We start from the raw sequence: 20,109 nt of genomic DNA, 5'->3' as shown, positions 1-20,109 counted from the left end.
TTGCCGTTGGCACATCTCCTTCGGTTGGGCCGGGCAGCGCGTTTCGCGCTGCGGTCATAGCCCGGGGCTGGTGCCCTGCAGGACGCCATGCTCCAGGGCATAGCGGGTCAAGCCGGCGGTGGAGGAGATGCCAAGTTTGCGCTTGATGTTCTTGCGATGCGTCTCAACTGTGCGCACCGAAATGTCCAGCGCCAGTGCCACCTCTTTGTTGGATTTACCCTGCGCCAATTCCAGCAGGATTGTCTGTTCCCGGCCGGTCAGCGCCTCGCGCGTGTTGCCGTCCTTGGGCTCCAGCGAGCCGCTGGCCCCGGTACAAAGATACCGCTCGCCCCGCATCACGGCATCGATGGCTTGCTTGATCTCTTCGGTGGGAACGTCCTTGAGGATATAGCCTTTGGCGCCGTGGCTGAGCGCGGTTGAGATGTATTCGGGACTGTCATGCATCGACAGGATCAGAACGCGGGTTTTGGGCAGGCGCTCTAAAATGATCTCGGTGGCGTTCAACCCGCTCAGGCCGGGCATGTTGAGATCCATCAGGATCACGTCCGGCTGCAGGTGGGTTGCTCGATCGACAGCTTCTTGTCCGTTGCAAAGTGTGCCGACAACTTCGATCTCATCATAGCTTTCCAGCAGAGACTGAATGCCTTCGGCGACCATGGGGTGATCGTCGACAATAAGGACCCGGATGATTGAGTCGGACATCAGATACCGGCCTTTCGTTTTGGCGTTGGGTCTTCCTGTGGTGGCAGCATATGACTGAGCGGCAAGCTGACCTCAATCACGGTGCCGCTGCGCCCGCCGCGCGATGAGAGGATGCGTAGAGTGCCGTCAAGCTGTTCGATCCGTTCCTGCATGTTGCGTAGCCCGATTCCGGTGCTGACATGGCCTGGTTCGTTCCGCAACCCGCGACCATTGTCCGTAATCCGCATCGTGGCGCCTTTCTTATGACCTCGCAGGTCAATGGTAACACGAGTTGCTCCCGAGTGGCGCTCGATATTGGTCAGGGCTTCCTGCGCAATACGGTAGAGGGCAATCTTGCTGTCTTGATCCAATCGGTTTCGGAACACCACGGTTGAGAAATCGGTTTCAATACCCGTGCGTTCACTGAAATCGTCGGTCAAAGCCTTGAGCGCTGGCCCAAGCCCAAGATCATCCAGAACACCAGGACGCAGGTCGCGGCTGATGCGGCGAACCTCGGTGATGGCGGTGGCCAGATTGTCGATACCTGTTTGCAATGGTTCCTGCGCCGATTCGTCATCCCCGCGGATCAGACGTCGTCGGGCGTTGTCCAGTGCATAGCGTACGCCAACCAGAATCTGGCTGATGCCGTCATGCAATTCGCGGGCGACGCGCCCGCGCTCTTCTTCCTGAGCGTCCAATACCCGCTGTGTCAGTTCCTTAAGCTTGGCATCAGCCAGCCGCCGTTCGCGGAAGTTCAGCAACATGCCCGAGGCAAAGACGATCAGAACAGCGGCCAGAACAATGCCTCCGATATAAAGGAATGTGCGCTGCACGCGCGCCTCAACCTCAGCACGGGCATTGGCGACGGTGGCGACGATGTCATCGATGAACACACCCGTGCCCACCACCCAGCGCCAGTCCTGCAGGCCAACAACATAGGCGATCATCTGAGCCTCTTCACCGGTCGATGGTTTTTGCCACATAAAGCTGTGCCAGCCCGCGCCCTGTCGGGCGAGCGTGATAAACTCATCCACAATCGGGGTGCCATCGCTGTCGGTCAGATCGGCCCAGTTGCGATTGATGAATTCAGTCTGGCGCGGGCTGACGAGGTTGTTGCCGTCATAGTCATAGACAAAGAAGAACCCGTCCTTGCCGTAAATCATCGCCGACAGAATCTGGGTCACGAGGTTTTTTGCGATTTCGTCATCCGGGGAGGCGCGACCGTAAATATAGGCAAACCCGTTCCGCGCCTGGGTCACGTAATTACGCAGCTCTTCTTTTTTGGCTTCGATCAGGCGGCGCTCGAGGGCCTGTATCTCACTCTCGGCGGTCGCGCGGGATTCATAAGCGACCACCATTGCAATGGCCGCAACCGCTGCGATCAGCGGGATTGCGGCAACCAGCGACAGTTTTTGCGCATAGGTTAGCGAGATTAGGTTCCGGATTCCTCCCATGTTCGAATCGATACGCAAGCTGCCGGGAAATTGCAAAAAATTTGGAAGAACACAGTGCTCGGCCACAGTGATTTGGGCGTGAGCGGGTAAAATCAACCGGATTTGTGCTTTTGAATGTGGAAAAACCCGACTGGCTACGTAGTAGTAGGTATTCACATTCATGTGTGTGGAACTAGGCTAACGCGCACTAGAAACGATCGACCCGGCATCACCCGGGGAATGAATATGAAGGGGAGGATCACTCATATGGATCGTCGTAAGTTTCTGAAAACATCAGCACTGGGCGGCTCGGCCGCTGCAGCCACCACGCTGGCAGCGCCCGCCTATGCGCAAGGCAAGCGCACGCTGACTATGGTCACCTCGTGGGGCCGTGGCCTCGCAGGTGTGTTCGACAGCGCGCAACGTTGCGCCGACAGCATTACCACAATGTCGGATGGCGACCTGAACGTTGAAATCAAAGCCGCTGGTGAACTGGTTGGTGCCTTTGAGGTGTTTGACGCGGTATCGTCCGGTCAGGCCGATATGTACCACGCGGCAGACTACTACTTTGTGGGTCAGCACCCGGGCTATGCGTTCTTCACCACTGTTCCATTTGGCATGACCGCGCAGGAACTGGTGAACTGGTACTACCATGCCGGCGGCATGGAGCTGCATGATGAGCTGGGCGAAATCTTCGGCCTGAAATCCTTCCTGGCCGGTAACACTGGCGCGCAGGCAGGTGGCTGGTACTCGAAAGAGATCAACAGCCCCGAAGACTTTAACGGCCTGAAATTCCGCATGCCGGGTCTGGGTGGCAAGGCGCTGGGCAAACTGGGCGCATCCGTTCAGAACATTCCGGGTTCGGAAGTGTATCAGGCGTTGTCGTCCGGTGCGATTGACGGAACCGAGTGGATCGGTCCCTGGGCTGACGAAAAAGCGGGCTTCCAGGAAATCACCAAAACCTACTACACCGCGGGCTTCCACGAGCCGGGTGCGGGTCTGTCGCTGGCCACCAACCGCGAGGTTTATGACAGCCTGTCTGCCGCGCAGCAGAAGATCATCGAGATCGCAGCTGCCGAGTGCCACCAGTGGAACCTGGCACAATTCCTGGCCAACAACGGTGCAGCGCTGCAGCGTCTGCAGGCCGGTGGTGTCAAGGTCATGGAATTCCCTGACAGCGTTTGGGACGCGTTTGGCGCAGCCAGCCAAGAAGTTCTGGATGAAAACATGGGTGATGAGCTGTTCAAGCGCATTCACGACAGCGCCATGGAGTCGATGGCAGCATCGTCGGCATGGAACAACCGGTCGTCGGGTGTCTACACCTCGCAGCGTGACCGCGTACGCGGCTAAGCAATCCGCTCAATGCAATCGGTTCCCCCGTCAGCGGGGGAGCCTTTCCTGTTGCACATAAGCGGCCCGGACATGCCGTCATAACCAAACGTGCAACCGATACGACCTGGGGACAACATGCAGGACGAAAACGGTATCTCGTTCTTCGGCGCCCTGTGGAATGGACTGATATGGTTCATTCAGAACATTGCCGAAGCCTTCTATAATTTCGGATACGCCATCACGCATCCGCAACTCTGGCTGAACTGGTCCGACAAAGAGGCAATCATGCGCTTTGTCTATTATGGCGGGTCTGTGGAGTTCTTCTTTGTGATCTTCACGCTGTTTCTCGTGCTGACGGCCATAGGGCTCTACTACCGGAACTTCATGTGGGGCATGGTGCGCGGGCTTGAGGGTTTTGCCAACACCACGGGTCGATTCTTTGCGTGGGCGGGATTGCTGATGGTAATTCAGCAGATCGTTATCGTATTCATGCAGCGGGTGTTCACACGGCCGGATATGTCCTTTGGGCTGGGTATCCCTTTTCAAATGGATATCAGTTGGTTCGCCGAAGAACTTAAACTCTACAACGCCATGGTTGTGTGCCTTTGCTGCACCTACACATTCGTGCAGGGCGGCCATGTGCGCGTTGACCTGATTTATGCGGGCATCAGTCACAAGGCCAAACGCGTCGTTGATATGTGCGGGGCGGTTCTGTTCATGATGCCCATGGCCGTTCTGACCTGGATGTATGGATGGTACTTCATGTGGCGGCACCTGATCGTGCCGAAACCCTCGGCCAGTGACACGCTGGATAGGCTTGTGGCCAAGTCCCGAGCGCTGCGTTGGAACGTGGAAACCATCGGGTTTAGTCCCAACGGGTTCAACGCCTACTTCCTGTTCAAAATCCTGCTGGTGGCCTTTGCCGCCATGGTGTTCCTGCACGCGATTGCGTTCCTGTATCGCTCGTATCTGGAATACGTGGAAGGGCCGGAAAGTGAAGGAAAATACCTCGACAAGGACAGCCTTGGCGAGGGTGAAGAAGCCTACGAAGGCGCGCATTAGGGACGGAGAACCAGACAATGCTATTCGGACTTGATGGCGTCGAGATAGGCCTCATTATCGTATTTTTCTGCCTCTTCGGAGGCATTCTTTCGGGTTTCCCCGTGGCCTTTGCCATCGGTGGGGCCGGGGTGATTTCGTTCGGGATTATCGCTGCATTGGATAGTGCCGGACTGTTGATCCACCAGGCGATCGACACCGGCTCGCAAGCCTACCGCGACGTGGTGAATTCTGGCGTCAAACCTGACGTGATATCCGTGTTCCGATACCCGGATTTGCCAAGGATCGCCGAGCCGGTCTTTGTACAAGGCTGGGAAACCGCGCTGGACCGGAATGTTTCCTTCATCGTGAACCGCATGAACGAACGTGTTCTGGCCGGGCAGTCGATCGAGACGCTGCTGGCGGTGCTGATGTTCGTTCTGATGGGCATCACGCTGGAGCGTTCAAAAATTGCAAACGACCTGCTGACCACGATGGCGCGCGTCTTTGGCCCGCTGCCCGGTGGCCTTGCGGTCTCGATTGTGGTCGTGGGCGCGTTCCTTGCTGCCTCGACCGGTATCGTCGGCGCGACCGTTGTTACCATGGGACTGTTGGCCCTGCCGACCATGCTGCGGAACAACTATTCGCCGGAATTGGCGACAGGTGTGATCGCGGCCTCGGGTACGTTGGGGCAGATCATTCCACCCTCCATCGTGATCGTTCTGCTAGGTACACTGGCTGGTGACCTCTATTCGACCGCGCAGGAAACACGCGCGGTTGAGGCCGGGTGCACCGACGCGCTGACCTATCTGGGCGAACCTGCGGTTGTTTCGGTGGGTACATTGTTCCAGGCGGCGTTGCTGCCTGGGATCATGTTGGCGCTGCTCTATGCGCTTTATGCCTTTGGCTATGCGCTGTTGAACCCGGAAAAGGCCCCGGCAGTTGAACTGTCGGGAGGCTCGGGTGAAACCATCACGCGCTCGGAAGGGCTGACCTGGCTGCTGGGTGCTCCGGTTGCTCTGATTGTTGGCGCGGTGCTTTTGGGAAGCGCGGGAGTGATTGGCAGCCAGAACATCTCGGTCTCGGCATTTACGGATATCGGGCAGGGCGCCTCGCTGCGCACGAACGTGTCCGAAGAGTGTAAGGCTTCGATGATCGAACTGCATGGGCAATCAGCCTGGGATCAGGCCGTGGCCGAGCAGGAAGCGATTGACGAAGCAGGTGGTTCGTCCGAAGCGCAGCGTCTGAGCGAAGAGGAACTGGCTGCTGCGCAAGAGGCCAAGATCGCCGCTGCAGCGCCAATTGGCAACGGTGTCGCCGTGATTGTGGTACTGCTGGGTCTGACACTGGTGCTGGGTCGCGGAATCGCACCGTCGCAAGCGCCGCAGCCTCTGATCGTCGGAGCGATTGGCCTGTTGCTGATGCTGTTGGTCGACGTGTTGCTGATCGCGCCAACGACTTCGTCCGGGGCTACGTTCCTGATACTCGCCATACCTTTTGCGCTCGCAATGCATGGGTGCAAAGAAGCTGCCGCCCGTTGCGCGACCAATGATCTGATCCGTGTGGTCTTCCCACCGCTGGTGCTGATCATCGCGGTGTTGGGTTCGATCCTTGGCGGTGTCACCAACCCTACGCCGGCTGCGGCACTGGGGGCGGGTGGAGCGATCATGCTAGCGGCCTATCGGAAACTTCAGGATCAGAACCGGTCGGGCAAAGTGATCATCTGGTCAACCTTCGCAGTGATCATCGCACTGGTGATGGGAGTGAACTTTGATCTGCGCATCAATCAGGGCAATGTTTCAGTTGAAAGCTGGATCGCGTTCATCATCGCCTATTCGGCCTACCTCTATGCGCTGTTCGGCTTGATCTACGGCTGCTGGGTGCTGTTCTCAAGCGGGGTTCTGACACCGGTGGTGCGTGAGACAGCGAAGGTGACGTCGATGGTCTTCACCATCCTGATCGGATCGCAACTGCTGAACCTGGTGGTGATTTCGTTTGGTGGAGAGCACTATATCCAGCAGTTCCTCAAGAGCTTCGACAACGAATTCACGGTCTTCCTGATCGTGATGCTGGTGTTGTTCTTCCTGGGCTTTGTGCTGGATTTCCTCGAGATCATCTACATCGTGATCCCGATCGTTGGGCCGGTGATCTACGGCGGATCGTTCGATCCGAAATGGGTGACAATCATGGTGGCGGTGAACCTGCAGACCTCGTTCCTGACGCCTCCGTTCGGATTTGCGCTGTTCTATCTCAGGGGTGTTGCGCCGAAAGAGGTCACCACTGGCCACATCTATCGCGGCATCATACCGTTCGTGATTATTCAGGTTGTGGGCATTGCAATCCTGTGGTTCTTCCCCACGATTGTGACTATCGTCCCTGACCTGATCCCGAACTGATCTGCAGCTTGATCTAACGAAAACGGAGGCCCGTTAGGGCCTCCGTTTGTTTTCAGGAATTCGGTTGTGGGTGTGTCAGCCTTTCAAACTCCGCTTCAGTGGCATGATCGATTGCAAGGTCTGTGGTCTCGACAAGTCCGGCATTGGGATTGTCGAACGTGGCCTTATCCAGCTTGCCAACCTTTTGCCCGACGATGGTGGTGACAACAGCATCGCCCGTGACATTCACTACCGTCCGCATCATATCGAGGATCCGGTCGACGGCCAGAATGATGCCGATGCCTTCCAGCGGCATACCCAACTGGTTCAGAACCATCGCCAGCATCACTATCCCCACACCGGGCACACCTGCCGTGCCGATTGAGGCCAGAACCGAGATTGAAATCACGGTCAGATAACCGCTCAACCCCAGATCGATGCCATAGGCGTTGGCCAGAAATACCGTCGCCACACCATGCATGATTGCGGTGCCGTCCATGTTGATCGTCGCCCCTAGGGGAATACCGAACGACGCCACGGAACGGTCAACGCCGACGCGCTGCGTCACGCATTGCAGGCTGGCCGGAATTGTTGCGTTCGAGCTTGAGGTCGAAAACGCAAACACCTGCGCCGAGCGCATCTTGCGCAGGAATACCCGAGGGCTCAGCCCGGTCGTAAAATACAGCAGCGCCATCAACGTGACACACAGATGGAATACCAGCGTCAGGCTGATCGTGGTCAGATAGCCGATCACCGGTCCGAACAGGCCAAAGCCCTCCATCGCAAAGGTTTTGGCAATCAGGCTGAAGACGCCGATGGGGGCGAAGGCCATGACGATATTGACGATCTTCATTGCCAGTTCATTCATGAACTCGCAGCCTTCCACAAAGGCCTTGGCGCGGCTGCCCATCATTAGCACTGCAATACCAACGACCATTACGTAGAAGATGATCTGCAGCATCTCACCATTGGCCAACGCGTTGATCGGGTTCTTGGGAATGATGTTTGCCAGTATTTCCCAAGTGGTCTGTGGGTTGGCGACGCTTACGCTATCACCGGCCAGATGCAGGCTCGTGAATCCTGTGCCCGGCCCAATGAGGCCCGCAAAGATCAAGGCAGTTGTCACGGCCAAGGCGGTGGTGGCCAGATAGGTAACGAAGGTCAGCCCTCCGACACGGCCCAGCAATTTGACATCGCCAATGCCGACAACGCCGCACAGCAGTGAGAATACAACCAGCGGCACAACAAGCATCTGAAGTGCATTAAGGAACATTTGCCCAAACATGGACAGCACACCCTGCACAAGTGTTGCGTTGAGCGCAGCGATATCGAGATAGTTCAAGACCAAACCAAAGATCGAGCCCAAGGCGAGCGCGACCAGAATCTGGGTCGTCAGCGTGGCCGAAACCAGTCGGCGTGCGGCATATGTCATTTTCCCCCTCCTTCAGAACCTCTGCGACAGGGTGGGAGGCCTGCCGTAGCGACAATAAAGCCAGCCCGGTCAGCGTCTGATTGAGCTGCGGGTTTCAGGTTTGGGCTGGACGTTTAGAAGTGCGGCTAATTTGGTGACCTTGCGTCAACTTTCAATCGCACGGGCGGGGGAAGGTCGATTAAGATTGCTTAACAATTGGGCGCAGCATGGCGGAAGGTAGTTTAAAGCGATGAAAAAAAGTATTTATTTTGTCGATACAGGTGCTGAAAATTCGATCAAATCCCAACGATTTCCGAAAGGATCCCGCCAGACGGCGACAATTCCATAGGGTTCATGGCGCGGGCGCTCTTCAAACCCAACGCCTGCTTCCAGCATCGCCGCGTGATCGCGGTAAAAATCATCTGTTTCGAGGAAAAAGCCAACGCGCCCACCGGTTTGATTGCCGACCGATGCGATCTGTTCCGCGCCCACAGCCTGGGCCAGCAACAACGAAGCACCATCCGAGCCCGGAGGCGTGATCCGCACCCAGCGTTTACCATCGCCCAGATCAATATCCTGCGTCAGAGTAAAGCACAGCACTTTGGTGTAGAACGCGATCGCTGCGTCATAATCCGGGACGACCAGCGTCACCGCATGAAGGCTCTGACGCATGATAGATTAACCTTTGGTGGGGTGGCGGTCAGGCAGTTGGATGTTGGCCACCTGCTCGGCAATCGGGGCCGACGAAAGGGGGTGGTGGGCCGTATGGTCACACTGCTCGGGATTTTTAATTCGCTGCCATTCACCCTGCATATAGACCTGCAAGCCCGCGAATTTGGCCTTGTACCCCATCTTGGGGCTGCCGGGCACCCAATAGCCCAGATAAATATAGGGCAACCCAGCCTCGCGCGCGATCTCGATATGGTCGAGAATCATGTAAGTGCCCAGCGAGCTTTGCTGGAACTCTGGATCGTAGAATGAGTAAACCATGCTCAGCCCGTCATCCAGTACATCGGTCAAACTGACGGCGATCAGTTCGCCGGTTTCGGGATCGGCATATTCTACGACTCGGCTGCGGATCGGGGTTTCCTCGATCATCGCGGCGAATTCGAAGACATCCATATCGGCCATGCCGCCATCCGCATGGCGCGCGTCCAGATACCGACGGAACAGGTCGAACTGTTCATCCGTTGCCCAGGGCGATGTTGCACGTCGGATCAAATAGGAATTGCGCTTGTGGGCCCGTTTTTGGCTTTTGCTTGGCTGAAAGGCTGACACATCGATACGGGCAGACAGACAGGCGGCGCAGTCGGTGCAGGACGGGCGATACAGAACGTTCTGCGAGCGGCGAAATCCTTGTTGCGAAAGGCAATTGTTCAATTGATCCGCACCTTCCCCCTGTAGGGCGGTGAACAGTTTGCGCTCCATCCTGCCCTCAAGGTAAGGGCAGGGCTGGGGTGCCGTCACATAGAATTGTGGCGCAATTGGCAGCGTGTGTCGCATGAAGGTCCCGCATTTCCTCGGAACCGATGATAGCAACGGTTTTTGGCGCAGCCAAGTGTTTCACTCAGGTGTTTTTAGGCGCGCTGGTTGATCATCACGGTGCCGAGGAAGGCATCGGTCAGGCCCTGACAGCGGGCGCTGGTCATCATCATGATGACCGAAATGATCTGTAGTACCGGGATCGCCATGCTGACGAAATACCCTGCCGTATGTGCAATGGCTTTGCCCGTATCCATTCGGGCGCCAAAGGCGTCACGCAACTCTATCCCCATGAAGCGCATCCCCAGTGTGGCCGAGCCGTTGGCGATGGTAACAACGCGATAGACAAAGCTGATGACTGCGTAGATCAGCGCCAATATGAAGAAGCCCATGCCAAAGGTCAGCAGAATCGCAACTGTACAGAGCAATGAGATAAAGGCGATGTCGAACAGCCAGGCAAAAAAGCGCTTGGTCGCTACGGATTGGTAGAATTCGGGTTGGCTGTCAGGGTCAGGCAGATGAGGCATAGATTGTAATCCGGGTATTGTGCAGAAACACCCTGTCCCGATGGGCGGGACAGGGCAAGCCACGATTAGGCAGGTTGTTCGCCGTTTTCGTCATCACGATTATCGCGGGCGCGTTCATCCATGAACTCGTCGAACTCGGCCTTGTCCTTGGCTTCACGCAGGCGGTGCAGGAACGCCTCAAAGTCTTTCTGTTCACGCTCCAAACGCGCCAGTGTGTCGGCCTTGTAGGCGTCAAACGCGCTGTTGCCCGAAGGTTTCATGGCGCTCATGTGGCTGTTCCACGACGAACGGCGGCTGCAGGATTTGCTGAACATGCGTTTGCTCCAGATCATATAGGCAAGAAAGGCCAGGCCGATGGGCCAGAAGAAGATAAAGCCAAGGACCATTGCGGCGATCCAGGCGCCTTTTCCCTTGCTATCAAGCCAGGCTTCGCTTCGGTGCAGCCATCCCGGATTTTGGGGAACGGCGTGGTCGGACAATGCGGTCATGTGCTCTCTCCAGTTAGGATGTAAATGCTTTTCACATTACCAAGATGGGAGGGGGGATAGGTGGTTGCAAGGGGGTATGTGAAAAAGATTTACATTTTTCGGAATCCAGCGTCTGACCGGGCGGATCAATCAGCGGGGTAAGGCGGATTTGCGTCTCAGTATTTCAGGCCGAGCGACGCAGCCCATCGATTAAACGTTTCATTAAGAAGGCTTAATAATCAAACCCTTCCATAGGGTTTGCACGATGGCTGCATACATAGTTTTCCGAGGAGTAATCAAGGGAGGTCGCTGAAATGGTTGTTGTGAACACAACTCATTGGCCGTTCGGGTCAGAGGAGAGTTTCATCTTGTCGACCGAACCAGGCCTAGCTTCGCAAGGCGGCGTATCTAGTTCGATTGATCAAGTCGATTTGCCTTTTTTGAACCTCGATCCCCATGATCTCGAAGGGAAAGAAGATCTGCCGGATATCGAACTGCGCGGGTTTTGGGACGGGGTGATCGACAGCACGGTCAGCGCGTATCAGGGCGCTGGGTCTCACGAGGTTGAGTTCAGTCTTTCGATGGTGAACTACGAGATCGCGACACGCGGAAGCGCCACGCTCATTTCCGAGCTGTACCATACACAGCAAGTCGCGCTTGAAACCATAAGCATGCATGGAACGGACATACCTGTTTCTTACGAGGCCCGGTCCGCCTTTGGATTTGAGGGCGTTCACATTGGTCAGGCAGCACAGTTTCAGCATCTGTCTATAGCCAGCGAACAGGGGGAGATGTTCGATGTGCATGGGTTCGATGCAAATGGCGATCTGGTTCTGGCGTCATACGGCTATTACGAGGTCGTCGAGATCGCAGGCAAGCTTCATCAAAACGGAATTTCTGATTTTGCGCTTAGTTTCGAGGTGTCGTTCGAGCTCGAAATGAATGAGACCGGTCTTTATGAAGTATTTGCTGCGGTCTCGTTCGATGGCCAAATTGACTTTAACGACGGAATGTCGCGCTACTTTCAGTTTGAAGAGGATATGTATTTCCCAGCTCGCGATCTGGGGAGTGTGGAATTTGGCCCCCTGCCAGATGGCTTGTTCCAACAACTGGCGATGTTTCAGGCTCATTTGGGTGACGCCTGGGACGAGTTGGTGAGTTTGAACGATCAGCTTGAGGCGGTGTTTCTGCAGCTTCGTGAAGACGAGCACTATGATGAGTGGGATTTGGCTGGGCATGGGATAGAAAATCCGTTCACTTTCGATTTGCCGCCAGTGGATCAGTGGCTATAACGATTTGGACATTCGGCCCTTTCTGCTGTTCAATCGGACAGGGCTAAGCCAACTCTGTCCGATCATGTGCGCTGGCCGCATCTGATTTTCGGCCGTCACAAGTCATAGGCAAATGGAAGATATTGAAAACACCAGCCCACCGTCACTCGATCAGATCCTCTCGCTGGAAAAACAGGTATGGACTGCGCTGGTTGAAGGCAATGCACAGGCCGACCGGGCACTTCTGAGCCCCGATTTTCTGGGCGTGTATCCAACGGGTTTTGCCAACCGCGACGATCATGTTGGCCAGTTCGCCGATGCGCCTACGATGGCGCAATATGAACTCAGCGATACCAGGTTGCGCGTCTTATCGGCAGATGTGGTTTTGCTCTCATACAGGGCAGATTATCTGCGACCCGAAGCACAGGAATGGGAGGCGATGCTGATCTCATCCCTGTGGGAGCAGCGTCACGATGTCGGGATCAACAGTTTCAGCCAGGACACACCACTGGAACGGTCATGAGCCAGTCTCTTGTTATCAACCGCTTGCCGCGCGCTTTTCATACCGATCTGGGTGACGAAACACGCGCGGCGCTGCCCGATTTGACTGCCGAGCAGGGGGAGTTGATCGCGGGAACTGCGGGCTCTAGCCCCTACCTGAAAGGGTTGATTGACCAAGAAAGGAACTGGTTGCCACACGCGTTACAGCAACCGGACCAGGCATTGTCGGAAGTGATGGACGCGGCGCGCGCGCTGCCGTCGGATCAGTTGAAACCCGGTTTGCGGCAAGCGAAGAGGCGCATGGCCTTATTGACGGCGCTGGCCGATCTGGCAGGTGCGTGGCCGTTGGAAAAGGTAACTGCCGCGCTGACTGACTTTGGCGCTTTGGCCGTAGATGTGGCAGCGAAGGCCGAAATTGCTGCGTTGATCCGGCGCGGCAAGCTGCCGGGTATGACCGAGAATGATGTCGAAACCGCAGCTGGTATGGTCATTCTGGCGATGGGCAAAATGGGCGCACATGAGCTGAACTACAGCTCGGATATCGATCTGATCGTGCTGTTCGACGAAACCCGTTTCGATCCCGATGATTTCTATGAAGCCCGTCAGGGAATGGTGCGCGCCACGCGGAATTTCTGTGCCACGCTTAGCGACAAGACGGCTGATGGGTATGTATTCCGCACCGATCTGCGATTGCGCCCCGACCCTGCGGTCACGCCCGTCTGTCTGGCGATGGAAGCGGCCGAGCGGTATTACGAAAGTCTTGGGCGCACGTGGGAACGTGCGGCCTATATCAAGGCACGCCCCTGCGCCGGGGATATCGCGGCAGGTCAAAGATTTCTCGATGCATTGCGCCCGTTCGTTTGGCGGCGGCATCTGGATTTTGCCGCCATTCAAGACGCTCATGACATGCGACTGCGTATACGCGAGAACAAGGGAACGGGCGGAAGTCTCTCGATTCCCGGTCACGACATGAAGCTGGGGCAGGGCGGTATTCGAGAAATCGAGTTCTTCACCCAGACCCGCCAATTGATCGCGGGCGGACGTGATCCAGACCTTCGTGTACGGGGCACCGTTCCCGGTCTGGCGGCGCTGGCCTCAAAAGGCTGGGTGCCCGAAGATGTCGCCGAGAAGCTGACTGACCACTACTGCGCCCACCGCGAGGTCGAGCATCGCATCCAGATGGTGCACGACGCGCAGACCCATAAGGTGCCAAATTCAGAGGACGGTATCGAACGGGTCGCGTGCCTGATGGGCATCAGCAGCGCCGAACTGACCGCTGATCTGACCCGCCGCCTGACAGAAGTGCATGAACTGACCGAAGGGTTCTTTGCCCCCGGACCGGGCGCAGCACCCGCGCCGGTACAGGAAGTCGAGTTCGACAAGGGTGTGCTGGCCCGCTGGCCCACCTATCCGGCGCTTCGCTCGCAGCGGGGTGCACGGATATTCGAACGGCTCAGGCCGGAACTTCTGGCGCGATTGGCAAAAACTGCGAAACCCGACGAAGCATTGCTGGCGCTGGATGGGTTTTTGGCAGGATTACCCGCTGGAGTGCAGCTGTTTTCCCTGTTCGAAGCGAACCCGCATCTGATTGATCTGCTGGTCGATATCGTTGGAACGTCACATGCGCTCGCCACCCATCTGTCGGGCAACGCCTCGGTTTTTGATGCGGTGATTGGTGGCAGTTTCTTCAGCGATTGGCCCGGGCAGGCGACCTTGCAGTCGGACTTGACGCAGGCCTTGGCAGAGGAAAGCGACTATGAAACACAGCTCGATCTCGCACGTCGCTGGTGCAAGGAATGGCACTTTCGCATCGGTGTGCATCATCTGCGCGGACTGATCGATGGGGCGCAGGCCGGGCAGCAATATGCCGAACTGGCGCAGGCCGTGATTGCGGCGGTTCTGCCCTGCGTTGTCGACCAGTTCTCCAAAAAGCATGGACCGGTGCCCGGGCGCGGCGCCGCGGTTTTGGGCATGGGGTCACTTGGGGCAGGGCGCATCAACTCGCAATCCGATCTGGACATGATTGTCATCTACGATCCTCAGGATCAGGATATGTCCGACGGTCCTCGCCCGCTGGCGACGCGGACGTATTATGCTCGGTTCACCCAGGCACTGATCACGGCGCTCAGCGCGCCAATGTCGCAGGGACGGCTTTATGAGGTCGACATGCGTCTGCGCCCGTCGGGCAATCAGGGGCCGGTGGCTACAAGCTGGGTCAGCTTCACCAACTATCAGCAGAATGAGGCCTGGGTGTGGGAACACCTTGCTTTGACCCGCGCCCATGTGGTCGCAGGCGACGCCGGTCTGGCCGAAGATATCGAAAGCTTCCGCGCCGATTTCCTGTCGCAAACGCGCGATCGCCAGAAGGTGCTGAAAGAAGTGGCCGCGATGCGCGAAAGGCTGGCCGCCACCAAAGCGCCAGCGGGCGTTTGGGACGCAAAGAATGGGCCGGGCCGCATGATGGATATCGAACTGATGGCAGAGACGGGCGCATTGCTGGCCGGATTGCCCCAGCGCGATGTCCATTCGGGTCTGGACGGGGCGGTCGCTGTCGGGCTGCTGGATGTCGCGCAGGCGCAAACCCTGAAGGGTTGTTACGATTTATGCTGGTCGGTGCAATGTGCGGCGCGTCTGCTGTCGGGAAAGGTGATCGAGGCCGACAAGATCGGTGAAGGCGGTACGGCCTTTCTGTGTCGGGCGACCGGGTTCGATCAGGTCGAACAGCTGCAATCCGCGTTGCAAGACAATTACAGCACTGCGGCCTCGTTGATTGGCGCAGTTGTCGGAGGGGTTGAAGATGGCACGCAGTGATGATCCGAATGACCACAAAGGCCTGATCCGCGAGGCGTATCGCATTGAAGGCATCACCTTGCCCGAGTGTCGCAGCATCTTTCTGGATTGGGCGTTGAGCCTGCCCGGAGAGCTTGATCAAAATCAGGCCTTGACCAACCTGCACGCAGTCTATTCGGAACAGGCTGCTGATCATCCGATGACGCAGGTCCTGACCGAGGGTTTGCAGGCGGCCCAAGCCCCCAAGCGTCGTGGCGGCTGGCGCAAGCGCAATCGTTAACGGGGCTTTCACCCCCGTGCATTCACGATTATGAGGGCGCCATGACACCCGTAGCTGACCGCCCCCGTATCCGTTTGAAACCCAAGGCCAATGCGCGTGGCCTGCGCCACGGGTTTCCCTGGGTCTATGCCAATGACATCGTCACCGACCGCCGGACCCGCAAAATCGGGCCGGGGTCCTTGGCTGTGCTGGAAGACGAGAAGCGCGCGCCAATCGCTCTGGTCGCAGTGAATCCGGTCTCGAAGATCATGTGCCGGGTGCTGGATCGCGACATTAACGCGCAGTTGGATGCGGACTGGTTTGAAACCCGTCTGCGCCGCGCGCTTGAGATGCGCGAGCGACTGTTCGATGCGCCTTACTATCGCCTGATCCATGCCGAGGCGGATGGGTTTCCCGGGGTGATCATCGACCGGTTCGGAGACGCCTGCGTGATCCAACCCAACGCAACCTGGGCTGAGGCACATCTTGAATCTCTGACCGACGCGCTAGTCAAGGTGACCGGGGTCGACACAGTGCTGAAGAACGCCTCGGGGCGCACGCGTGTGCTCGAGGGGTTGGACGACACCAATCTGACCTTGCGCGGCATCGCGCCCGATAAGCCTCTGCCGGTGCCAATGAATGGCGCAACCTACATGGCTGACCTGACTGGTGGACAGAAAACCGGCCTGTTCTATGACCAACGCCCCAATCACGCGTTTGCCGCCAAGTTGGTTCACCCCGAGGCGCAGGTGCTGGATGTATTCAGCCACGTCGGAGGCTTTGGTCTGGCCATGCTGGCGGGCGGCGCAGCACAGGCATTGTCCGTTGACGGCTCGGCAGCGGCGCTCGAACTGGCGGCGAAGGGCGCTGAAGCCTCAGGATTTTCTGCCCGTTTCCAGACCCGACAAGGCGACGCCTTTGATATACTGACCAAACTCGGCGAAGAGGGCGCGTTGTTCGACGTCGTCATCTGTGATCCCCCGGCTTTTGCACCTTCGAAACAAGCATTGGACGCAGGCCTGCGCGCCTATGAGCGTACCGCACGTCTGGCGGCTCCGCTGGTCAAACCGGGCGGGTATCTTGGCCTCTGCTCCTGTTCTCATGCCGCTGATCTGGGCCGCTTCCGCGATGCCTCATCCCGTGGGATCGGACGGGCAGGACGACAGGCCCAACTGATCCGAACTGGCTTTGCCGGGCCGGACCATCCACAACTGCCGCAGCTGGCAGAAAGCGGCTACCTCAAAGCCGTGTTTTACCGTCTGTGAAGGCGGTTCTTGATACCTGCGTCATCTATCCCACGGTGATGCGAGAGATGCTGTTGGGCGCAGCGAGGCTTGGTTATTTCACGCCCGTCTGGTCTGCACGTATCCTCGAAGAATGGGCTCGTGCCGCCCGCAAACTCGGCCCCGAGGGCGAGGCGCAGGCGCGCGCCGAAATCGCGCTGGTTCAGGCCCATTGGCCAAATGCCGAGCGACCTGCCAACCTCGGTGTTGAACAGCGCCTATGGTTGCCGGATGCCGCCGACATCCACGTTCTCGCAACGGCGGTCACAAGCTCGGCAGATGTCATTGTCACCGTCAATGCCAAAGACTTTCCCAAGAATATGTTGGCCGACGAAGGGCTTGAGCGGCGCGATCCGGACGGGCTGCTGCATGAACTCTGGCTGTCCGACCCCGAAGGCATAACGCAGGTTTCCAAAGCGGTCCTTGCTGAAGCCAACCGGCTATCCGGTGCTCAATGGACCTTGCGCAGCTTAATGAAAAAAGCCCGCCTGCCGCGCCTTGGCAAAGCCCTGAGTACTTAATTCGGGATCCCATTCATCTGGCCAAAAATATCTCGGGGAGCGCGAGGGGCTGGCCCCTCGCTCCTATCCTAAACTCCCACGCCCCACTTTTGTTCAAGTACTTCCAGAGCTGCGATCCGCTCATCCGTCTTTGGATGACTCATCAACCAAGCGGGCACAACGCCCGCGCGCTGCTGTGTCAGATCCTCAAGCTTGTGGAACAAAGACTTCTGTGGACCAATCCCGATCCCGGCTTTTGTCAAAAGCGCAGCCGCATATTCATCCGCCTCATATTCATCACTCCGCGACAGGCGGGAGGCCAGCAAATGAGTCAGCATATTTGCAATCCAGGCTCCAATGAATGGGATGAAGCGGTTCAGTAGCATCATCAGCGCAGCACGCAGGGCGTTTTGACCCGAGAAATCAATCATCCGCCGCCGGGCGTGGCCAAGGGCGACATGGCCCAATTCATGCGCGATTACGCTTGCCATTTCTTCCGCTGATACTTCGCCGTTGCCAAATTTGCGATAAAAACCGCGAGTGATGAAAATACGCCCATCCGGCGCGGCCAGCCCGTTCACCGGATCGATCTCGTAGATGTAGACTGGGACCCGATCAATCTCCAAGGCTGCAGCCAGCCGGTCCGTCATGCGTTTTAGCGCAGGATCGGCCAGTTCGGTGGACTTCGCATCCAACTCACGATGCGTGCGCCAGACGGATATCCGGTACATCACAACGGCATAGGCTATGGCCAGCAGGATGGGTGTTAAGCGAAGCATGAGTTAGATATGGGCGGCCCACCCCGAGGAGGCAAGCGGTAACTCGCCCTTCACGTCCGATCAGTTATGCGGCTCAATCCAGCCTTACCTGCCTGGCGAGGGCAGGTGCAGGTTCGAATGAAACTCGGCAAGGGACTGCTTGATTAAGACCTCGCCCTTCGAAGCCTCAAAAAATGCGCGTTCAGCTTCCTTTTCTGCGACCAGAGCATCAACTCTCAGGTCCCTCACATCCGCGCGCAGAGCGTCGCGCGCCTCCTCGTAGGTTTCAGCATCGCGCAGTTCATCCTCAAGCGCACTCAGCTTGTCATCATAGTCCGGGTCCGCAGGATCAAGTGCGGCGATATCATCGGCGATGTCTTCGCTGCTGCGGCCATCGTAGTCTTCGTTCAGATCACGCAGTTCACGGCGCGCCTCATAGAGGTCACCGCGTAAGTCGTAATAGGTTTCCGCCGCCGCCTGGTAGGTCGCGATTTTGCCGACATTGCTGTTGGGTGAAGCATTGCGGAACGCCGGGGCCGCTGCCTTAGACGCATTCAGGTTACGCAGCTTGTCCGAGCCATAGGGATCGGTGATCGCTGCAACAAGCGGGTCGCGGTAATAGCGGTAGCGGTCCTTCTTGCGATCGGAATATGGCTTTTCGTAGCGCAGTCGATAGTCGGTTTCATCATAGATCTTCTTATCGTCCGAATAGCGGTAGCCGTCAGGATCGTAAGGCACCGGCTGGATCGTTGCCCAGTCCTTGTGCCGGTGGTTTGGCTGTGGCAGATCGAGATTGCCGTGGAACTCGCCCAGCGTCGCTTTGGTCAATGTACGCCCTTTCGAAGCGTCATAAAAGGCAGCCTCCGCATCTTGCAACGCGTCGCGGGTTTCGTATTTCAGATCCCTCAGATCAGCGCGCAGATCGTCGCGCGCCTCCTCATAGGTTTCTGCATCGCGCAACTCATCCTCAAGCGCACTCAGCTTGTCATCGTAGTTCGGGTCCGCAGGATCAAGCGCGGCGATATCATCGGCGATGTCTTCGCTGCTGCGGCCATCGTAGTCTTCGTTCAGATCACGCAGTTCACGGCGCGCCTCATAGAGGTCACCGCGCAGGTCGTAATAGGTTTCTGCCGCCGCCTGATAGGTCGCGATCTTGCCGACATTGCTGTTGGGTGAAGCATTGCGGAACGCCGGGGCTGCTGCCTTAGACGCATTCAGGTTACGCAGCTTGTCCGCGCCATCGGGATCGGTGATCGCTGCAACAAGCGGGTCGCGATAGCGACGCTTGCTGGGCTTCTTACTGTCATAGTGCTTGGATTTATAATCTGTGCGAGCAACAGGTCGCGGGGAATACTCAACAGGAGCAACCGACGCCTTGCGATACGTTTTCGTTACGCGGTTCGCGCTTGACTTGGTTTTTACCGGCGAACGCTTGCCAAATAGTTGCTCGACATCGCGTTTAAACTCTCTTCCAAAGCCCGCCAGTGTGGTCTTTTGTACCTTGCCGTTCCGTCCCTTAGCTTTAGCAGAGGTTTTGGCTGACCGGTGGTGTTTTGCCTTTTGCTTCTTGTTAAACCCGAAAGCCTTTTCCACGCGGTGCGTTTTGGAGTTGGCCTTGCCGGCATCTTTACCCGCGCTTTTGGAACCCTTAGCTTTGCCGGATTTTCCCTTTTCGCCACTTTTGTTGCCGTCGTTGCCTTTTCCTGACTTACCCTTGCCTTTGTTGCCGTCGTTGCTTTTTCCAGAATTACCTTTGCCGCCGCCGCGGCCCTTTCCATTGCCATTATCATTCTTGGCATAAGCGGCGTCAGGGGAAAGTACCAATGTCGCGGTCGCACCCGATGCAATTGCGAACGCTGTAATAGTCAAAACAGATGTCAGGATATTTCGTAGTTTTGAAATGGTCATCTCAGCCCCCCAGCTTCAATCACTTTGTCGTATATCACGAATTCGAGCGAGGCAGGGAAATTTGCCGAGATTGTTTCTTTGGTGGTGCTTTTG

The 20,109-nt window shown here is 57.2% G+C and carries 18 protein-coding genes; 9 read left to right on the top strand and 9 right to left on the bottom strand.

Features of this window, described 5'->3' with window-relative positions:
• Positions 1-54 precede the first annotated feature (54 nt).
• Together AC1DFB_RS08085 and AC1DFB_RS08080 are read right to left on the bottom strand one after the other, a co-directional pair.
• A complete protein-coding gene (locus tag AC1DFB_RS08085) occupies positions 55-702 on the bottom strand; it encodes a response regulator transcription factor (RefSeq protein ID WP_480922481.1) in 648 nt (215 codons plus the stop codon).
• Entirely contained in the window at positions 702-2,135 is a 1,434-nt protein-coding gene (locus tag AC1DFB_RS08080; RefSeq protein ID WP_170396592.1) for a cache domain-containing protein, read from the bottom strand. The genes AC1DFB_RS08085 and AC1DFB_RS08080 overlap by 1 nt, the downstream gene beginning before the upstream one ends.
• A gap of 246 nt (positions 2,136-2,381) precedes the next feature.
• On the opposite strand from AC1DFB_RS08080, the gene AC1DFB_RS08075 reads away from it, so the two are divergent.
• The 3 genes from AC1DFB_RS08075 to AC1DFB_RS08065 all read left to right on the top strand — a co-directional run bounded on the left by AC1DFB_RS08075 (position 2,382) and on the right by AC1DFB_RS08065 (position 6,880).
• On the top strand, positions 2,382-3,464 hold the full coding sequence (locus tag AC1DFB_RS08075; protein WP_480922597.1) for a TRAP transporter substrate-binding protein: 1,083 nt from the start codon (positions 2,382-2,384) through the stop codon (positions 3,462-3,464).
• A 117-nt stretch (positions 3,465-3,581) separates the two neighbouring features.
• The gene (locus AC1DFB_RS08070) at positions 3,582-4,508 is read left to right on the top strand and encodes a TRAP transporter small permease subunit (RefSeq protein WP_480922480.1); all 927 of its coding nucleotides are present in this window, start codon (positions 3,582-3,584) and stop codon (positions 4,506-4,508) included.
• Positions 4,509-4,525: 17 nt separating this feature from the next.
• Positions 4,526-6,880, top strand: coding sequence for a TRAP transporter large permease subunit (locus tag AC1DFB_RS08065; RefSeq protein WP_170800499.1), 2,355 nt, complete (start codon positions 4,526-4,528; stop codon positions 6,878-6,880).
• Between the two features lie 52 nt (positions 6,881-6,932).
• Here AC1DFB_RS08065 and AC1DFB_RS08060 read toward each other — a convergent pair whose 3' ends face one another.
• From AC1DFB_RS08060 to AC1DFB_RS08040, 5 genes are all read right to left on the bottom strand, one after another.
• Positions 6,933-8,291, bottom strand: coding sequence for a dicarboxylate/amino acid:cation symporter (locus tag AC1DFB_RS08060; protein WP_170512093.1), 1,359 nt, complete (start codon positions 8,289-8,291; stop codon positions 6,933-6,935).
• A gap of 243 nt (positions 8,292-8,534) precedes the next feature.
• The gene (locus tag AC1DFB_RS08055) at positions 8,535-8,942 is read right to left on the bottom strand and encodes a VOC family protein (protein WP_480762581.1); all 408 of its coding nucleotides are present in this window, start codon (positions 8,940-8,942) and stop codon (positions 8,535-8,537) included.
• 6 nt (positions 8,943-8,948) lie between these two features.
• Positions 8,949-9,773, bottom strand: a complete 825-nt coding sequence (locus tag AC1DFB_RS08050; RefSeq protein WP_170396602.1) for an arginyltransferase — start codon at positions 9,771-9,773, stop codon at positions 8,949-8,951.
• Positions 9,774-9,847: 74 nt separating this feature from the next.
• On the bottom strand, positions 9,848-10,279 hold the full coding sequence (locus AC1DFB_RS08045) for an RDD family protein (protein WP_170402989.1): 432 nt from the start codon (positions 10,277-10,279) through the stop codon (positions 9,848-9,850).
• A 65-nt stretch (positions 10,280-10,344) separates the two neighbouring features.
• Positions 10,345-10,767, bottom strand: coding sequence for a DUF2852 domain-containing protein (locus AC1DFB_RS08040; RefSeq protein WP_170396606.1), 423 nt, complete (start codon positions 10,765-10,767; stop codon positions 10,345-10,347).
• Positions 10,768-11,114: 347 nt separating this feature from the next.
• Between AC1DFB_RS08040 and AC1DFB_RS08035 the strand changes: the two genes are divergently transcribed.
• From AC1DFB_RS08035 to AC1DFB_RS08010, 6 genes are all read left to right on the top strand, one after another.
• The gene (locus AC1DFB_RS08035) at positions 11,115-12,038 is read left to right on the top strand and encodes a hypothetical protein (protein ID WP_480922479.1); all 924 of its coding nucleotides are present in this window, start codon (positions 11,115-11,117) and stop codon (positions 12,036-12,038) included.
• A gap of 112 nt (positions 12,039-12,150) precedes the next feature.
• A complete protein-coding gene (locus tag AC1DFB_RS08030; RefSeq protein ID WP_480922478.1) occupies positions 12,151-12,540 on the top strand; it encodes a DUF4440 domain-containing protein in 390 nt (129 codons plus the stop codon).
• The gene (locus AC1DFB_RS08025) at positions 12,537-15,329 is read left to right on the top strand and encodes a [protein-PII] uridylyltransferase family protein (protein WP_480922477.1); all 2,793 of its coding nucleotides are present in this window, start codon (positions 12,537-12,539) and stop codon (positions 15,327-15,329) included. Before AC1DFB_RS08030 ends, AC1DFB_RS08025 begins: the two co-directional genes overlap by 4 nt.
• The gene (locus tag AC1DFB_RS08020) at positions 15,316-15,588 is read left to right on the top strand and encodes a hypothetical protein (RefSeq protein ID WP_170396636.1); all 273 of its coding nucleotides are present in this window, start codon (positions 15,316-15,318) and stop codon (positions 15,586-15,588) included. The genes AC1DFB_RS08025 and AC1DFB_RS08020 overlap by 14 nt, the downstream gene beginning before the upstream one ends.
• A gap of 41 nt (positions 15,589-15,629) precedes the next feature.
• Positions 15,630-16,832 carry an RSP_2647 family RNA methyltransferase gene (locus tag AC1DFB_RS08015; protein ID WP_480922476.1) on the top strand — a complete coding sequence of 401 codons (1,203 nt, stop codon included), beginning with the start codon at positions 15,630-15,632 and terminating at the stop codon, positions 16,830-16,832.
• Positions 16,829-17,371: an RSP_2648 family PIN domain-containing protein gene (locus tag AC1DFB_RS08010; RefSeq protein ID WP_170635194.1), complete on the top strand. Its 543-nt coding sequence runs from the start codon at positions 16,829-16,831 to the stop codon at positions 17,369-17,371. Before AC1DFB_RS08015 ends, AC1DFB_RS08010 begins: the two co-directional genes overlap by 4 nt.
• A gap of 68 nt (positions 17,372-17,439) precedes the next feature.
• On the opposite strand, the gene AC1DFB_RS08005 is transcribed toward AC1DFB_RS08010, so the two are convergent.
• Together AC1DFB_RS08005 and AC1DFB_RS08000 are read right to left on the bottom strand one after the other, a co-directional pair.
• Complete coding sequence (locus AC1DFB_RS08005) at positions 17,440-18,129, bottom strand: M48 family metallopeptidase (RefSeq protein ID WP_170396642.1); 690 nt, start codon at positions 18,127-18,129, stop codon at positions 17,440-17,442.
• 84 nt (positions 18,130-18,213) lie between these two features.
• Positions 18,214-20,016 (bottom strand): hypothetical protein, encoded by a 1,803-nt coding sequence (locus AC1DFB_RS08000; protein WP_480922475.1) that lies wholly within the window; start codon positions 20,014-20,016, stop codon positions 18,214-18,216.
• Positions 20,017-20,109 lie beyond the last annotated feature (93 nt).

It is taken from the genome of Ruegeria sp. S84, assembly GCF_056583445.1.
Note: the sequence above shows the minus strand (reverse complement) of the source record. Positions and strands in the feature narration are given on the sequence as shown.